At 69.4% G+C, this 16,698-nt stretch carries 12 protein-coding genes and 3 pseudogenes; 8 read left to right on the top strand and 7 right to left on the bottom strand.

What is annotated here, in order from left to right:
* Positions 1 to 65 precede the first annotated feature (65 nt).
* From ACFYR0_RS11080 to ACFYR0_RS11070, 3 genes are all read right to left on the bottom strand, one after another.
* Positions 66 to 593, bottom strand: coding sequence for an HAD domain-containing protein (locus tag ACFYR0_RS11080; RefSeq protein WP_389324717.1), 528 nt, complete (start codon positions 591 to 593; stop codon positions 66 to 68).
* A 311-nt stretch (positions 594 to 904) separates the two neighbouring features.
* Complete coding sequence (locus tag ACFYR0_RS11075) at positions 905 to 3,646, bottom strand: tetratricopeptide repeat protein (protein ID WP_389324714.1); 2,742 nt, start codon at positions 3,644 to 3,646, stop codon at positions 905 to 907.
* A gap of 17 nt (positions 3,647 to 3,663) precedes the next feature.
* Positions 3,664 to 4,071: a hypothetical protein gene (locus ACFYR0_RS11070; RefSeq protein WP_389324711.1), complete on the bottom strand. Its 408-nt coding sequence runs from the start codon at positions 4,069 to 4,071 to the stop codon at positions 3,664 to 3,666.
* An 811-nt stretch (positions 4,072 to 4,882) separates the two neighbouring features.
* Between ACFYR0_RS11070 and ACFYR0_RS11065 the strand changes: the two genes are divergently transcribed.
* The 4 genes and pseudogenes from ACFYR0_RS11065 to ACFYR0_RS11050 form a co-directional block, all read left to right on the top strand.
* Positions 4,883 to 5,689, top strand: coding sequence for a hypothetical protein (locus ACFYR0_RS11065; RefSeq protein ID WP_389324708.1), 807 nt, complete (start codon positions 4,883 to 4,885; stop codon positions 5,687 to 5,689).
* Positions 5,690 to 5,758: 69 nt separating this feature from the next.
* Positions 5,759 to 6,567 (top strand): annotated as a pseudogene (locus ACFYR0_RS11060) (IS5 family transposase).
* Between the two features lie 79 nt (positions 6,568 to 6,646).
* Positions 6,647 to 7,174: a DUF6584 family protein gene (locus ACFYR0_RS11055; protein WP_389324705.1), complete on the top strand. Its 528-nt coding sequence runs from the start codon at positions 6,647 to 6,649 to the stop codon at positions 7,172 to 7,174.
* Positions 7,175 to 7,272: 98 nt separating this feature from the next.
* Positions 7,273 to 7,556 (top strand): annotated as a pseudogene (locus ACFYR0_RS11050) (transposase family protein); the annotation flags it as partial.
* 59 nt (positions 7,557 to 7,615) lie between these two features.
* Here the strand turns inward: ACFYR0_RS11050 and ACFYR0_RS11045 are convergent.
* Together ACFYR0_RS11045 and ACFYR0_RS11040 are read right to left on the bottom strand one after the other, a co-directional pair.
* Positions 7,616 to 8,530, bottom strand: a complete 915-nt coding sequence (locus ACFYR0_RS11045) for a YihY/virulence factor BrkB family protein (protein ID WP_389324702.1) — start codon at positions 8,528 to 8,530, stop codon at positions 7,616 to 7,618.
* Positions 8,531 to 9,038: 508 nt separating this feature from the next.
* On the bottom strand, positions 9,039 to 9,449 hold the full coding sequence (locus ACFYR0_RS11040) for a RidA family protein (RefSeq protein ID WP_389324699.1): 411 nt from the start codon (positions 9,447 to 9,449) through the stop codon (positions 9,039 to 9,041).
* Positions 9,450 to 9,526: 77 nt separating this feature from the next.
* Between ACFYR0_RS11040 and ACFYR0_RS11035 the strand changes: the two genes are divergently transcribed.
* The 3 genes from ACFYR0_RS11035 to ACFYR0_RS11025 all read left to right on the top strand — a co-directional run bounded on the left by ACFYR0_RS11035 (position 9,527) and on the right by ACFYR0_RS11025 (position 13,964).
* Entirely contained in the window at positions 9,527 to 9,901 is a 375-nt protein-coding gene (locus ACFYR0_RS11035; RefSeq protein WP_389324696.1) for a winged helix-turn-helix transcriptional regulator, read from the top strand.
* A 367-nt stretch (positions 9,902 to 10,268) separates the two neighbouring features.
* Positions 10,269 to 11,063 (top strand): maleylpyruvate isomerase family mycothiol-dependent enzyme, encoded by a 795-nt coding sequence (locus tag ACFYR0_RS11030; RefSeq protein ID WP_389324693.1) that lies wholly within the window; start codon positions 10,269 to 10,271, stop codon positions 11,061 to 11,063.
* A 441-nt stretch (positions 11,064 to 11,504) separates the two neighbouring features.
* Positions 11,505 to 13,964, top strand: coding sequence for a SpoIIE family protein phosphatase (locus tag ACFYR0_RS11025; RefSeq protein WP_389324690.1), 2,460 nt, complete (start codon positions 11,505 to 11,507; stop codon positions 13,962 to 13,964).
* Here the strand turns inward: ACFYR0_RS11025 and ACFYR0_RS11020 are convergent.
* On the bottom strand, positions 13,886 to 14,401 hold the full coding sequence (locus ACFYR0_RS11020; RefSeq protein ID WP_389324687.1) for a hypothetical protein: 516 nt from the start codon (positions 14,399 to 14,401) through the stop codon (positions 13,886 to 13,888). The two genes, ACFYR0_RS11025 and ACFYR0_RS11020, sit on opposite strands and share 79 nt — an antisense overlap.
* Before the next feature lie 256 nt (positions 14,402 to 14,657).
* A pseudogene (tnpA, locus tag ACFYR0_RS11015) lies at positions 14,658 to 15,068 on the bottom strand (IS200/IS605 family transposase); the annotation flags it as partial.
* 894 nt (positions 15,069 to 15,962) lie between these two features.
* Between tnpA and ACFYR0_RS11010 the strand changes: the two are divergent.
* The gene (locus ACFYR0_RS11010) at positions 15,963 to 16,616 is read left to right on the top strand and encodes an esterase/lipase family protein (RefSeq protein WP_389324684.1); all 654 of its coding nucleotides are present in this window, start codon (positions 15,963 to 15,965) and stop codon (positions 16,614 to 16,616) included.
* Positions 16,617 to 16,698: the final 82 nt, after the last annotated feature.

Below are 16,698 nucleotides of genomic sequence, written 5' to 3'. Positions count from 1 at the left end.
CGTCGGTTGCTGAGCGGCCTGCCGCACTCGGGGTGTCGTCTCGCATCGATGCGCTGCCGGCGGACCTATGCCCCGAACGGTTGGCCCAGCCACGCGGCGAGAGTGGCGTAGTCGCTGTCGGCGAGGCCAAGGCGGGCATCAACTCGGTGGACCAGGGCGTGTTCCCCATGGTGGCCGGCGACCCAGGCCCGGTCCCTGTCCGTGACCTCGTCATCGACCCATACGAACGGCCGTCCTGCCGCCCAGTCGACCAGGACACGGGTCTTCCAGTGCAGTCCGTCGCGTGCGTCCTGATCGTCGATGTCGGACGGCTGCGGCCAGACGACCACGGCAAGCTGCTGAAGACCGAGCAGCGGAGCGATGCACTCGTTTGCTTCGTCCATCCACGTCGTGGCCCAGACCACCTCACAGGCAAGCGCGGCCAGCTTGGCCCCGTGCTGAGGGTTGATCCTGGTCAGGAGCGGATTTGCATCGGCCCCACGCAGATCGGGGCCGAGGTCGTAAGTGGGATACCGCTGCGACTTTGCACCGAACGGGATGAGGGGCCCGTCGACGTCGAGGAACAGCAGCGGAAGCCGCACAGAGCCAGTCATAGGGGCAGAGGATAGCCAGGTCCCCGCCATCGGCTGGGGCGGTCGGTGAGGTGGTCCGAGGTGGGGATGAGGCTGCCCCGGTGCTCCGACACCTTCAGGACCACCGCCCCCGACCACCCGGTTCGAGCATCGGGGAACTCGCAGATCACTTCTCTCATCACTGCACCTCCGAATGCATTTTGCCGCCCGGCAGCCCCCACTACGGGGTGTGCGTTGGCTCGGACGGGGTCGAGGCGCGGTCCGCAGGGTTCGAAGCGGTCGGCTTTCTACAGCCCGCGGAGAGGTTGCTCGTGAGGGTGCGGAGCGGTCGCTCAGGGAGCTGCGCTGAGGATCTCCTCCCATTGCCACTCGGGGGCGGGGTCACCAGTGGGAGTGAGGCCATAGCGGTCGAGATGGGCGGCTTCGGAATGGTCGCCCTGGTATCTCAGGACGTTCAGCCAGGTGTTGAAGGCGCCGTAGGCCTTGATCCGCAGTCGGTTCCACGCCCAGTCGCGCACCTCGCGGGTGAGGCTGGCGTCGCACAGGGCGCGCCAGGGGATGGTGCCCTTCATGCGGCCGATGTGCGGCGCGACCGCTCGGAGAATTCCGGTCAGATTCTTGTCCTCTGCGATGCGCCGCAGCACGTCCGTGTGCCCGGCGAGAGCGAACCGGAGCAAGAATTCGCTGTCCGGATCCGGATTACGGCGGTCGATCAGTGCGTGTACAGCTGCTTCGAATCCCTGTTCGGCGCTGCGCTGGAGCCACTCCAGGCTCTCCTGCGTACGACCCGACTGGTGAAGGATCTCGAAGAGGCGGTACTGGGCTGTGGCCGAGCCGTTCGTGGCGGACTGAAGCCACAGCGCAATCGCGTCCCGGACGAGGCCGTCACGGACATAGAGCGAGGTGAGATCGTCCCGGGAGTGAGGGTAGCCGTCGCTCTCCAGCTGCTCGTACACAGCGACGGCCTCAGCGGTGCGTTCGACCCGCCAGAGGGTCTCGGCCAGGGCCAGACGGACGAGCACGATGGAGTAGGGGCCGGCAGGTTGGTCCGCAGCGAGTTCGGTGAGGGACTGCGCGAGCCTTTCGAGGCGTTCATGCCGGTCTGCGAAATCCCGCAGCTGCCGCAACGCCTTGCTCCGGCCCAGCCTTACCGCCTGGACGAGCGCGTCGTAGGCCTCGTCCAGGCGCCCGGAATCCTCCAACAGCGCGGCGAGTTCCTTGTAGCACATGCCGTGGTTCTGCTCGAATCCTTGCCGCAGCACTTCGATGGCCTGCTCGGTTTCGGACCGGTGGCTCAGCGACTCCGCATAGCGGATCGACGCCCACCAATCGCCGCCCAGTGACAGCCGTCGCCACAGCCGCGTTGCCTCGTCGTCCTCACCCGTCTCTTCCAGAGCGTAGGCGAGCTGTTGTGCGATATCCGGATCGTTCTCGGCGTGAGGGGACAGCAGCCGAACAGCATCATGCGCCCGGTGCGCCGAAACCAGCAGATAGGCGAGCGCACCCAGCGCGGCCGTCTCACCGCGCTCGGCACCGGGTGTCAGCCAGTCGATGGCCGCCTCGACGAGCCCGCTGGTGTGGAGCAGCGGAGCCAGATCAGTCATGCGCTGTCGATCGGCAGTCTCCGTCAGCCGCCTGCACCACATGGCCCGCTGTCGAATGTCGCCACGGTGCGCGAGGGTCCACCAGGCGGACTCCGAACCCATCTCGGCTGCTTGCAGCAGATATGGCTCGGCGAGGTCGTAGCGCTCGGCCGCCATGAGTGCGCCGCAGAACTCGTTCAGCGCTTCGACGTCTCTGCTTTCTGCAGCGCGGCGCCGCATGAGCGCCGCATGCTTGCGCAGCCCCAGGCCGTGTGCACCTTTCGCGATGCGCAACAGGTCCTTCGGGTCTTCGATACGAGTGACCAGCGCGTCCCACAGTTCCGGCGGTTCGCGCTCGTGCTGGTCGTCGTTCGCCGCGTGCTGCTCGAGATATTCGGCGAGCCGGTAGACCGGACCGCCCGCGAGGGCCGGACGCCCGGGTCGGGCGCGAACCCGCCGCAGAGCGGCCGTACCTCCGTGCACGGGACGTGCGGTGTAGGCCAAGGCCTCCTCGAACCAGTCGTCGTTGAGGGCATAGAACTCGTCTTCGGTGAGATAGGCAGGCGCGGCCGTTTCGAGCAGCCCCATCGGCACATGGACACCACAACCCAGCCGACGGGCGTCGATGGCGGCATCGAGCACTGCACGGGCAGCGGGCGACGCGTTGTTGTACCGCTTCACCAGCGCGGGCGCGCCCGCCAGGAACTGGGTGATGCGACCGTCAGCGGCCCGCTCGTGGGCGAGTCTGAGTCGGTCGTCGACGCGTGAAGCGCTCAGGACGGCGTCGAGTTGGGGTTCGGTGAACGATTCCGGCACCCGCAGGTCGCGTTCCGCGAGGAGTTCGCGAGCCTGGGTGTGTGGATCACGCCCCTCGCCGGGCAGGACGGTGAGCTCGTCCCAGTACCGGGGCCACAGGGTGCCGAGGATCAGCACGGGCCCGCGTGTCGGGTCCGCCAGCAATGCTCGCAGCGCGGCGGCGACACGTTCGCCGGCTTCGGTCGGCACGAGGTAGTGCTGCGCTTCGTTCAGCCAGACCACCGTCTTCGGCCCGACTCTCCGCAGTCCGGTCAGTGCGGCATCGACACGCCCGGGGTCGAAGGGGTGCCAGAGCCTCCAGCCCTCCTCCTCGGCCAGCGGCTGGACAGCCTCCCAGCAGGCGCGACTCTTTCCCGTCGAAGACCCACCGACCAACACAGCCATACGGCTTCGGCCGCCAAGCACCTCAGCGACCAACTCCTGCAGCCGCAGGTCGTGAGGTCTGGGCACGTAGAAAGGCAGCGCGGATTCCGGTGTCTGGTCGGTCCGGATCGCGTGGTGGACCTCCAGGTCCAACGGGTCGCACTCAACGATCGGCCGGCCCGGCAGGTCCTGGTCCACCGCGCCGGTTCCCGATTCCGCCGAACCACGCGTCACATAGATCTGGTTGTTGTCACCCTGAACGGCGAGTCCGATGTCTCGGCCCGCCGCCATCGATTCCCTGGAGGCGCTCACCCTCCCACCAGGCGGAATCACGTCGTGTTGCCGTCCCCACTGATCACTTCACCGATGCTGTCGCCAGCCGCCGTGCTCCCGCGCCCGTCTGCCTTCGAACTCCCGCCGGAACCGCCGGGGCCACCGGAACTGGCCGGCATCGGCACGGCCCCGTTCAGTCGATTGTTATTGCCGGTGACGACACGACCAATGCTGCGGCCCGCCGCGACCCCTCCGTTGCTCGCCTCGACACCCGCGCCACCCGACCTGAGCAGCGCCCAGAGGCTCACCAGGAAGCCCGCGATCCCCACCAACGCCCCAACAATGGAAGCCACTTGGTTCGCAGTCTCCAGATCCGCCAGGAAGGCCACCACCGTGAGCCCGACCGCCGCCACCGCGCACATCACCGCGACAACGACGAGCGCAATCTTCTTCCACCCCGTCATGTCCCATCCAGTACACCCTCACCGCGCCAATATCAACCGCCCCACGCAAGCATCAGCCTCTGGAGCGCTTCCTGTGGTCGGTCCTTCGCCACGGCGCAGGCCCGGCACCTTCAGGATCTCTGCACCAGGCGCCCGAGTTGACGCACGTGCGACGTCAAGGTGCCGGAGACCACGCCCTCCTTTGGAGCGCTTCCTGTGGTCGGTCCTTCGCCACGGCGCAGGCCCGGCACCTTCAGGATCTCTGCACCAGGCGCCCGAGTTGACGCACGTGCGACGTCAAGGTGCCGGAGACCACGCCCTCCTTGGCGCGCTTGCGGCAGTAGGGGCCGCCTATACGTGGTAACCGGCCGTAGGCGGCGATCGCGGTGGGCAGGCTGTGCGGCACACGGGCGCCGTCCGGGGCGCCGTCGTTCGGGTGACTTCACATGGCCGGGCATCGGGGCGACCATGCGCCACATGCGTATGAGCGGGACGCCAAGGGCTGTCCCGTAGCTGCGGGTGTCCCGTCTCAGTGAGGTTCAGCCGACGCCTTACTGATCATTTCAGAAAGAGGTTCGCAGGCAGCGGAGACATATAAGGCTGCAGGCCAGTTCGAGCAGGTTTTGGTAGAGATCGGCACGTCGCTCGTGCGGAGGCCCAGGAGGTGTCCAGGTCCTGCCCCACGGCGCGTACGCGGAGATCCCCCGCCACCGTCCACCTCCTCCACTACGAGCACCTCCATGCCTGGAGTGAGACCGCCGAGCCGTTCCTGAACGTTCGACGCCGTAGCAGCCCCTGGATGACCGGATGGCCACCCTCTACGATCACGCCCATGCCGACCACCTCACCCATACCCGTCCTGCGCGGATCCGGGGGATCCGTCCTCCAAGCCGAAGACACTGACCTCGTATTGACCCGAGAGCGCGAGGAGACGCGGATTCCGTTCCAGGCCGTTCGGACGGTCCGGGCGGAGGGCCGTGCCGTCGCCGTGGAGCTCACCGCCCCGCACGGATCAGCCCCGGCCGTCCACCGGGTCGGGGGCGTGAGCGAGGCGGCGGCCACGATGTTCGCCGACGCGGTCAACGCAAGCCTGCCCGAGCGCGCGGACGAGTCCGCGGAGGTCCCTGACGGATCGGGCCTCGTCACCGTCAGCACACTGACGGAGTCCGACGAGGACGCGCGGTTCCGCAGGTTCACGTTCTGGGCATGGACTGCTGGCCTCCTGATCGTCGCGATGACCGTGGTCATCGGGATCCTGGGGTCGATGGGGATGGCGCTCCTGTTCCTCATGGTCACCCCGTTCGGCGTGGGGGTCACCGCGTTCGGCGCCGTGTCGATGAAGGGGATGTACGACATGTGGTACCTGCCCCGGCACGGCATCACCGTCGAGGCGAAGCGCAACGGCGTGAGCTACGACTACACCGACATGCAGGGCGCGACCCACAGCCGCATCGACCTGCTCGGCAGGAGCACTGCCCAGACCGTCCAGGTCGCCTACCGTCCCGGGTGTCCCGACATGTCGACCTTCGTGTACTCGTGGCTCCGCAAGGTGTGGCTCACCTTTTTCTCCCTGGTCATCCTTCTCGTCGGCCTAGCCGTCACCGCCGTAAGCGTCGCCATCGTGGTCGAGCTCTTCTGACTGATCGCTTCAGAGCGAGTTGAGTCGCGGGTCTTGTGGTCGGCGATCTTGGTCGGCAGGGTGTCCGGAGTGCGTGCTGATCTTGTTCCTGACGACCTGTGGGAGCGGGTGGCCCCGCTGCTGCCGCCCGCTCCCGAACGGTGCCGCCGCTACTCCCGGGCGGCTGCGTGTTCCCGACCGGACGGCACTCGCCGGCGTCATGTACGTGCTGCGGACCGGTGTCGCGTGGTGCGATGCGCCCGCAGCGACGATGGGCTGCTCCAGAGTGACGGCCTGGCGCCGGCTGCGGGACTGGACCGAGGCCGGCGTCTGGCCACGCCCGCACGCCGCCCTGCTGGCCGAGCTTCGGCGCGCCGACCTGCTGGACCCGGACGACTGCCCCGCGGACGGGTCGCACGTCCGGGCCCTCAAAGGGGGGATCACGTGGCCCCTCGCCCGTCGACCGTGCCCGTTCCGGCTCCAGGCACCACCTGATTGTCGACCGCCACGGAACCCCGCTCGCCGTGACGCTGACCGGCGGGAACCGACATGACGTCACCCAGCTCCTGCCGCTGCTGGACGCCGTTCCGCCGATTCGGGGCCGGCGGGGACGTCCCCGCCGCAAGCCCCGGCGTCTGTACGCGGACCGGGGCTACGACTTCGACAAGTACCGTCGCCTGCTATGGAAGCGCGGCATCAAGCCGTTGATCGCACGGCGTGGAGTCGCCCACGGTTCCGGACCGGGCAAGGTGCGCTGGGCGGCCGAGCGCGCCTTCGCCTGGCTGCACCAGTTCAAACGGCTCCGCACCCGCTACGAACGACGCGCCGATCTCCACCAGGGCATGCTCGAACTGGCCTGCAGCCTCATATGCCTCCGCCGCCTGCGAACCTCATTCTGAAACGATCAGTCAGAGCGAGCGAGTGCTGAGCGACAAAACCAGGTCGACGTAGGTCAGTGCGGTGTCCGATCATGCGTTCATGCCTCTGAGAGAGACCCTTGACCGAGTCGATGCAGACCTGGCCGCCGGCCGGGTTCCCGTCGCGCGCCAGCGCCTGCGCGGTCTCGTCTCCTCCTTCCCGTACGACCTGACGCTTCGCCGGCGTCTGGCCGAGGTGTACCGGCTCTACGGCGACACCGCCGAGGCTGGACGCTGGATGTACCTTGAAGAGGACCGGAACGCCGATGAGACCGCCGCTTTCGAGGCGCGGTACAGGTCTCCCGGGTGCCGGATGAAGGCCCTCGCCTGGCGTGGCCCCGAGGCGATGGCTGCCACCGCCTTCGCGGAGGGGCAGCTGGCCGCGGTGCGGACCGCCTGCGCCGAGGAGTTGGGGCACCCCGTCGACTGGGACGACCCCGCCTCCTACCGGGACGATCTGGAAGGGGAGTACGGGGCGCCCTCCGAGCCGTGGACGGTCGGCGGTGTGCTGGCGGGCGTCGGCTGCCTGGTGGGGGCCCTTGCGTTCCTCGCGATCTGGGTGATCGGAGTCGTTGCTCTCTTCGACTAGCTCAGGTCGCCGAGGTTGGTGAGGGGCGCCGCGCAAGGCTCGGTGGACCGTCCAGAACTGCCGTGAACGAGACATCCGATGACGAGTGAAACGCTCTCATGGTGCTTGCTGTGATCACGACTTCGGAGCCCTCCCGGATAACCCCGTTCACCGGGCTGAGCCCACGCCTGTTCGGCAAGCCGGTGACCGTACTGCGCCGCGAGGGTGCTGACGCCGTCCGCAAGAGCCGACCGTGGAGCCTCCCGTTGGAGGCCGGCCTCTGCTGGTCGCGGCATACTGGCGCACGAACCTGACGACGTGCCAGCTCGCCCCGCTCTTCGGTGTCCCAGTCGGCAGCGGCATCATCGACCACCTCGGGCCGATGCTCGCCCCCCATCCCCGTCCCACCGCCGACGCAAGGGCGAAGACCTTCCGGACTACCCGTGCGCGGCCTGCCCCGCCTCATTCCCCGGTCGAGGCCGGCCGGCCCTGGCGGATCTTGGCGAGTTCCGCGTTGAACTGGGCTCCGGCGAGGAGGGCGAGGTTGGATATCCACAGCCAGACGAGGAAGACGACGATGCCCGCGAGGGAGCCGTAGAGACGGTCGTAGGTGCCCGCGTAGTTGGCGGTGTACAGGGTGAAGCCGGCGGATGCGAGAAGCCACAGCACGACGGCCAGCAGGCCCCCCACGGCGCGGTGGCGCAGGCCGTAGGCCGCGGCCTGGCCGGAGCGGAACAGCACCAGGACCATGACGGTGGCCAGGCAGGCCAGCAACGGCCACTTGAGGATGTTCCACGCCGCGACGCCGACGGCGTCCACTCCCAGGATCCTCCCCGCCGCCCGGGCCGCGTCGCCCGTGAGAACCAGGGCCAGCACGCTGGACACGAGCAGGGTCAGCAGCGTGAGCGCCGTGATGACGGTGAGCGGGGCCTTCTTCCACAGCGGGCGCCGGTCCGTGGCCCGGTTCATCGCATGCAGGGCGCGGCGGAAGACGCTCAGATAGCTGGAGGCCGACCACAACGCCCCGACGGTTCCGAAGGCGGCCAGCAACCGGGCCGGGGTCTCCTGCTGGGACATGCTCTCCAGCGCGCTCAGCATGGCGGGACGTGCCTGCCCGGGGACGACGGCGGCCACCTGGTCGACGGCGTGTCCGCCTCCCGGGCGGCCGACGATTCCGAGCAGCGAGAGCGCCACCAGCAGGGTGGGAAAGAGGGTGAGCACCGCGTAGTAGGTCAGCGCGGCGGCCCAGTCCGTCGCGTCCTCCCGCCACAAGGCCGCAGGCGTCCTGCGCAGTGCCGGCCACCAGTCACGCCGACCGCGCACGCCCACGCGCCCCGGGTGGGAAGCCAGCGGGGTCACCGGCTGGCCGGCACTCACGCGTTGTCCCGGCGAAGGTCAGGAGGGAAGTGCTGGTGCCGCATGTCTCCACGCTCCCTGGCCAGGGTCCGGAGCCGGCTCGGGTCGTCTGCCCTTCCGGTGTCTACCTGCTTGCGTTTGCCCGCGCTGAGCAGGCGCATGCGTCTGTACCTTTGTCCGACGCGATCACCGCCATCCGGCCCGAGGTCACCGTCCAGATTCACCCGTGCCCACTCCTTGGTGGCGGGAATTCCCAGACGGACTTGTGCGTCTGGACGGACACCTGCGCCGTCACGCACCGCTGGCCGGGATCGCCGTCGAACGGGGCGAGGGCCTGCTGGTCGAGCGCCTCCAAGCCGCGGGCCATACCCTCTGCTGCGTCTCGCCGAAGCTCTGCGCACGAGTACGGGAGCGCTACCGGATGGCGCCGAGGAAGGACGCTGGCTTCGATTCCATCCCCGCCGCCGTACGGTGCAGCGTGGCGTCGTCCAGCGTCTGCGCCGACGACCGCATGCCCCTGTCGAAGCGGTCAGTCCAGGAGTGCGGTCGCCTCGACCTCGACGAGGACGTCCGGTTCGAAGAGGTACTCGACGCCGATGAGGGAGGCCGGGGGCATGGGGAGCCGCAGGCCGATCTCCTCGGCGACGGCCTCTACGCCGGCCATGAAGTCGCCGATCTTCTCCGGGGCCCACCGGGTCACATAGAAGGTCAGGCGCAGCACGTCCGCGAACGACGCGCCCGCGCCCTGCAGCCCGAGGGCGGTGTTGCGCAGCGCCTGGGCGACCTGCCCGGCCAGATCACCGGGCGCTACCGGGGTCCCGTCGGCCTGGCGCGCGACCTGGCCGCTGACGTGGACGTGCCTCGTCCCGGTGCCCACGGCGACGTGATGGTACGGGACCGGCTGCAGCATGCCTTCCGGCGTGAAGTGCTGAACAGTCATTGCCTTCTCTCCTCCGAAGCAGGTATCCGTAAGCTACCTAGTAGACGAAAGGCACTTCAACGAGACCAGGTTTCGCCATGGATACCGACGACGGACTCCGCATCGACGCCCCCCACCGGGAACTCCTCGACCAGATCCTCGACAAGTGGTCGCTCAGCGTCCTCAACGAGCTCTGCGAGCGCCCCTGCCGCTTCAACGAGCTGCGCCGGGCCATCCCCCGCGTCACGCAGAAGTCGCTAACAGCGACGCTGCGGCGCCTCGAACGCAACGGTGTGATCGAGCGCGAGGTCGTCTCCACCCGCCCCGTGGCCGTCCGGTACCGGATCACCCCCCTCGGCAAGACCCTGCGGCCCCCCGTCGACGTGCTGCTGGCCTGGGCCGCACAGAACATGCCCGCCATCGAACGCGCACGCCAAGGATTCGACACGCGGGAAGAAGAGACCGGCATCTGACCATGCGAAGAGACGGGCATCTGACCATGCCCGCAACCACTCGTCCCGAGCCGACGCAGATCATGACTATGGCGATGAACGCAGCGAGGTTCTCGGTGGTCACTGGACCCTGTCGGCCGTTCGCCCGCTGCCCTACGCCGCATTCTCGGCCGACGCGGCGATCGCCGCACGGCGGCTGGTTGCCGGACCGCGTACCCACCTGCCCCGAGGACGCGGTGGAGGACCTGGAGAACAACGAGTCCCCGGCGCGCGGCTGACGCCGTGACAGCGGGCGGACGGCGGCCCGAGCGGCCCGTGCCGCGCCGCTGCCGCAGGGGCCGGGGAAAATCGTTTTCCCGCGAGATGAGCAGGGTGATAGACACCCGGGGTGCATAACACTCTCGACTTCTCCGACCTCCTGCGGCTGATCGACGAACGGTCGACCGCGTTCCGGGCCGCGATCGCCTCCGCCCCCGGCCTCGACGCGCAGGTGCCGACCTGCCCCGAGTGGACGCTGTTCGATCTGGCGCAGCACCTTGGCGGGGGCGACCGCTTCTGGGCCGCCATCGTCGCGGCGGGGCCCGCCGACGCCCCGCCGGCGGAGGCCGCCGCCGAGCGGGCCGCCCTGGCCCCTCCGCGGGAGCGTGAGGCCCTGGTGGCCTGGCTGGAGGAGTCGACGCAACTGCTGCTGGGCGCGCTGCGGGAGGCGGGCGAGGACGCCGGCTGCTGGGCGTGGTGGAGCGGCCTGCAGACGCCGCGGAGCCCCGGCGGAGTCGCCCGCCACCGGGTCCAGGAGAGCGCGGTGCACACCTACGACGCCCAGCTCGCCGCGGGCGCCCCGCAGCCGCTGCCGGCGGAGGTGGCCCTCGACGGTCTCGAGGAGTTCCTGTTCACCTGCGTCGCGACGGCCAGCGCCTGGCCGCACAAGCCCACCGCCTTCGACTTCCACGCCGCCGAGGGCCGCTCCTGGCGCCTCACGGTCGACGGTGACGGCGCCCGGACCACCCGTCTGCCCGCCGACACCACCGGAGGCGAGGGCCCGGACGCGGCCGGTGTGTCCGCCCACGCCACGGCCGGTGAACTGGTCCTCTTCCTCTACGACCGTCTCCCCGCCGGCTCCGTGCGGATGGACGGCGACGCCGGGCTGTTCGACCTGCTCCGCGCCTGGGAGCCGGAGGAGTAGGACGTCACGGGGCGCCGGCTGCGGTGCCCCGCCCGGGCGGACAAGAGGGCCCGTGTCATCTCCAGGTACCAGCCCTCGCCGATGGCGAGCGTGGGGTGGCGTCCGTTCACGTGGCAGAAGCGGATCTGCAGCTTGCCGTCGATGACGATCCGGTCGGACAGCCTGAAGCCGAGCACACCGCTGAAGAAGGCGTCGGCCCGGGCCAGGTCCGGCACAGCAGCACGACGTGCCCCATGCCCTGTTCCCCGGTTTCGAAGCCGCTGAGAGGTCGGCCGGGCCGGAAGGTGGCGGGACGGCAGTCGCGGCCCCAGGGCAGCTCGTGCCGCAGACCGAACGGGTCGGTGAACCACGGCAGGTCCTCCACCGCACGCTCGCCGGCCAGCTCCGGTGTGCCGTCCGCTGCTCCTATGATGGCCAGAGGGCGAGGTCGGAAATGGACTGATGCCGATGAGCGGACCCGTGAATGCCGAGGGGGCCAGTGCGGGAGAGGAAGGCCCGCCGCCGGACCCCTGTCCCGCCACTGCCTGGGTGGACCAGGTGGGCGCCGTTCAGCTGTGGAGTGCGGAGGCGGAAGCCCTCCTTGGATATTCGGCGAAGGAAGTCTGCGGCACACCGGCGGTGGAGCTGCTGACCACGCGCGGGGACCGCGAAGCGGCGCTGGCCGGGCGCGACCGGCCCGAGGTCGGCCAGAGCTGGGACGGCGTTCTCGCCCTGCGGCACCGCGACGGGCACGGGGTGAGGGTCGCGCTGCGCGCGCGCCCGCTCACGGACCGGGAGGGCCGGGCGGGATGGTCGGTCTCCGCAGGAGACGCTCGGCGGATCGAGCGGGAGGACGTCGACCGGGCGATGATGCGGGCCCTGTTCGAGCAGTATCCCGCCCCCATCGCCCTCCTGGACGACGAGTTGCGGTACCGGTTGCTGAACGGAGAGGCGGAGCGAGTTCTCACCCACACCGGGAACCAGCTCATCGGCCGGCACGTCGGCGCGGACGTCTCCCACGTCGACTCCGGAACGATCGACCGGGTTCTGCGGCAGGTGCGAGAGACCGGTGAGTCCGTCCTCGGCCTTCCGGTGCGCGGGAGCCCACCGTCCGGTCCGGACGGCGACCGGATGTGGTCGCTGTCCACGTTCCGGCTGACCGACCCGACCGACCGCCCCCTCGGCATGTGCCAGACGTACGTCGACATCACGGACGGGTACCGGGCCGAGCGGCGCCTGGAACTACTGACCGAGGCCGGAGCGGGCATCGGTGCCACGCTGGATGTGGCACGCACCGCCCAGGAGCTGGCGGACGTCCTCGTGCCGGCCCTCGGTGACGTCGTCTGGGTAGCCCTGTCCGAGGCCGTGCTCGAGGGGGACGAGCCCCCGATGATGCTCGGCCCGGGGCAGTGGAATCTGCGCCGGATCGGCGTGGCCCCGCCGGGTGACGACTGGCCCACCGGTCTCCCGGCCGTGGGCGCGGTTGCGCCCGCGCTGCCGAACCACCCGCTTCTACGGAGAATCGGGCAGGGGGAGACCGTCCTGCTGCCAGACCGGGACAGCGTGATCGCCGCAGCCGAGGGGCACTCGGAGCTGGCTCATCTGTTCGTCCCCGAGCACGGCCACTCGGCGATCGCGGCTCCGTTGTTCGCCCGTGGCCTCGTCCTCGGCACCGTGGTCGTCTGGCGCACCCGCCGACCCGCCCCCTTCGGTCGGGAAGACGCCGACCTGCTGACGGAGATAGCGTCCCGGGCCGCACTCGGCGTGGACAACGCCCGCCGTTACACGCGCGAGCACCGGGCGGCCGTCGCCCTGCAGCAGCGACTGCTCCCCGCGCCCACCACCGACACTCCCGCGGCGGAGACCGTGGGGTTCTACGTGCCGGCGGGAGGCGGAGCGGAGATCGGCGGCGACTGGTACGACGTCATAGCCCTCCCGTCCTTCCGCGTCGCGGGTGACGTCACGGGACACGGTCTGCCCGCCACCGCCACCATGGGCCGACTGCGCACGGCCGTCGACACTCTGGCCGACCTGGAACTGGAGCCGGACGAACTCCTCACCCACCTCGACGACCTCGTCCACCAACTCCAGGCCGAGGCGCCCCACCAAGGGGACACCGTCGGCGCCAGCTGCCTGTACGCCGTCTACGACCCCGTCACCTGCCAGTGCGCCCTGGCCAGCGCCGGACACCCACCGCCCGTCGTGATCCGGCCCGACGGCACCGTCGAAACCGTCGATGTCTCGCCCGGACCGTTGCTCGGTGTGGGCGGGATGCCGTTCGAGGCGACCACGTTCGATCTCGAGCCCGGCAGCATCGTCGCGGTGTACACCAAGGGCGTCATCTACCGCGACGACCACGATCCCGACGCCGGTCTGCGGCGGCTGACCGACCGTCTCGCGCGGTTCGCGGGCCCCGGCCGTGGTCTGGACGGCGTGGGACAGGAGCTTCTCCGCAGCCTGGGCGACGCTCCGGCCCGCGACGACATGGCCCTGCTCCTGGCACGCACGCGTGCCATCGACCCGGGGAACACCGCGACCTGGGAATTCCCCGCAGACGCCTCCGTCGTCGCCGCCGCCCGCAAGGCAGCGGCCGGGCAGCTGACCGCGTGGGGACTGGAGGAGGTGTCCTTCACCACCGAGCTGGTCGTCAGCGAACTCGTCACCAACGCGGTCCGGTACGCGGGCGGCCCCATCGGCCTGCGCCTCATCCGGGAGAACGCGCTGGTCTGCGAGGTCAACGACCCCAGCAACACCCAGCCACGGCTGCGCCGGGCCCGTTGGTCCGACGAAGGGGGCCGAGGTCTGTTCCTCATCGCCCAGCTCACCACCCGCTGGGGCAGCCGCTACACCCGGAGCGGAAAGACCATCTGGACCGAACAGCCCCTCACCACTGATCTCGGCCTGCTCGACCTGCTGCTGTGATCGCGGCCGGTACGCCGGCCTCCGCGCGGCCAGCTGGTCCGCTCGCCTTCTCGACTGGTGGTGTCGTCAATTCCGGGCCCCGAGAGCCGTCCTCGCCCTGCTGGAGTCGAACACGGTCGACCAGCTCGACGGCAGCGCCGGGACGCAGACGGCCCGGCTGGTGCTGCGCATGCCGGGCCTGCCGGACGAGGACGCCCGGTCATGAGGGCGACGATGCCATGGTCGGTGACGGCCACGGACTGGAGTGCGAGCCCTTCGGGCAGGTTGTCGAGCGGGGCCTGACGCTCCAAGGCCTTCTCCAGCAGGGTGCGTGCGGCAGGAGGCACGTTGTCGGAGAGCCGGACGTCGTTGACTCCGATGGCTCTCGGGCCGGCGACGCCGACGTGCGCGGAGGCGGAGAGCTGTCCAAGCAGCGGGACTTGAGTGGTCGCTACCACCTGGTCGTCGCCGTTGCCTCGGTTGATGTCGGCCCCGTAGAAGGCCGAGAGGTCGCCGTGACCTCGGCCTCGTCGGCCCGCTCCCGCCCGCCCCGCCCTTGGTGTACTCCGTGCAGATGGATGGTGAGGTTCTGAATGGTCAGGGCGCGGCCGTTCAGCCTGGTCTAGCGCGGAACCCCGGGCGTTCGCGCCTGGGAGGAAGCGCTTCTCCGGATCGCTCTGACCCGCGGGGACCCACGGGCCTGCACCGTTGACGTCAGCCGGGTCGCTTCTGGTTCTCGATGTACTCTTTGATGATCTCCAACGGTGGTCCGCCGCACGAGGCGGCGAAGTACGAAGGCGACCAGAAGTGCTCACCCCACAGGTACTTACGGATATGGGCCGGGAACTCCTGGCGGAGCCTGCGGGCGGAGACGCCCTTGAGGGAGCCGACCAGCCGGGACAGGGCGACTTTGGGCGGGTAGTTCACCAGCAGGTGGACGTGGACTCTCTCGCCGTTGAACTCCACCAGCTCGGTGTCGAAGTCCGTGCATACGTCACGCATGACCTCCTCGCAGCGCGTAAGGATCTCGTCGGTGAACGGGCCACGCCGATACCTGGGTGTGAAGACCAAATGCGCGTGGAGTGTGTAGCAGACTGCGGTCCGGCTGCTGTGCCTTCCTCCGCGACTGCGTCTTCGAGAGCCTGCTCAGCCGCTGTCAGGGCACGGGTCACCTCCTCCTTGAGTTCCAGGCTGATGACACGGTCGAGGCTGACCCGCTGCAGCTCCGTCAGGTGATCCTGCAGAAGCTCGTCCAGGAGGTCTCGCTCGACCACGGCCATGTCCCGCTGACGCTGAAGCTCCTCCACCTCGTGAAGGCGGCTGGCCGCCACCGCTTCAAGCTCGAGCAGACCGGCCGTCAGTCCTTGTCGGCGGAGTTGCCACACCATGCTGCCAGTGACCGGACAGCGCCGGCGCTAGGACGGCGGGGATTGGGGTGCCGAGCAGACGACGCGGACTCGTCCAGCGGGCCAGGGGCCACTCGCGGTAGACCGGCAGCCGGCCGCCGGGACGCTCGTCGTGTGCGGGCCCTGCGGCTCGGGGACGACCCCCGCACCAGGTCGGTACCCGCCCCGGCCTGCCGACGACGGAGGGGCGGTCTGAACAGCGCTGTCTGCAGCAGATCGTGATCAGGGCAGCTGGATTGTCGTGCACACGGCTGCGAAGGGCCATTGCTGCCCGGACATCGCATCAGGTCACGCTCTGGGCCTGGCAGATCAGCCGAGGCGGGTCCACGGACGGTCCACAGCTGGCCGAGCACCGCTTCAGGGGCGAAGGGGGCCTGACCTCAGCACCGGCAGGCTGTGTCATGCACGGCCGTGGACGCGGGGGTCGGTCAACGACGGCCACGCACAAAACGCTACGGCGTGGAGCGAAACTGCAGGTCATCGCCCCTGTGCCGATTCGTGCACGGCTATTGACCTTGCCGACCTACTGGGAAGTAACCTCCTCTCGGCCTCCCCCCACAGAGCCGCCGATCACCCGAGGTACGCGTTGAAGAAGTACGTGCTTTCCGCCGTCGTGAGCACTCTGCTCGCGTTCACGTCCGCCGCTCCGGTCCACGCCGCCGATACATCGACTTTCGGCCCGTCCAGCCACCCTGTCCTGTTCGTCCACGGATACAGCTCGTCCGGCTCCTACTGGAACGCCATGTCCGACGCCTTCCGAGCCGACGGCTGGCCGGCCTCCCATCTGGACCAGTGGAGCTACGACTGGCGACAGTCCAACACCACCACCGCCCAGCAACTGGCCGCCGAGGTGGACCGCCTGCTCGCGGCCACCGGCGCATCCGAAGTCGACATCGTCACCCACTCCATGGGCGGGCTGTCCAGCCGGTACTACGCCAAGAACCTGGGAGGCAGCGGAAAGATCGACGCCTGGGTCTCGCTGGCCGGTCCCAACCACGGCACTGACTGGGCCAACGGATGCGGCTATGCCTCCTGCTTCGAGATGCGTATCGGGTCCGCCTTCCTCACCTCGCTGAACTCCGGGGACGAGACCCCGGGCACCCCGCGCTACGGCACCTGGTGGTCGCCCTGCGACACCATCATCAACCCGGACAGCAGTGTCTCTCTGAGCGGTGCGGTGAACACACAGACCGCTTGTCTCGGTCACCTCGCCATCGGCTCGGATCCGACCGTCTACGGCCAGGTGCGCGACTTCGTCAACGGCTGAGGCCTCGCCTCGTGACCGGGCAGTGGGGCCGCCACTGCCCGCTCATGAGCACCGGTCCTGCGTAGCCGTACGACCGTCTCCA

The organism is Streptomyces sp. NPDC005017 (assembly GCF_042873115.1).
GTDB lineage: Bacteria > Actinomycetota > Actinomycetes > Streptomycetales > Streptomycetaceae > Streptomyces.
The sequence above is the reverse complement of the archived record's forward strand: the minus strand, read 5'-3'. Positions and strand labels throughout refer to the sequence as shown.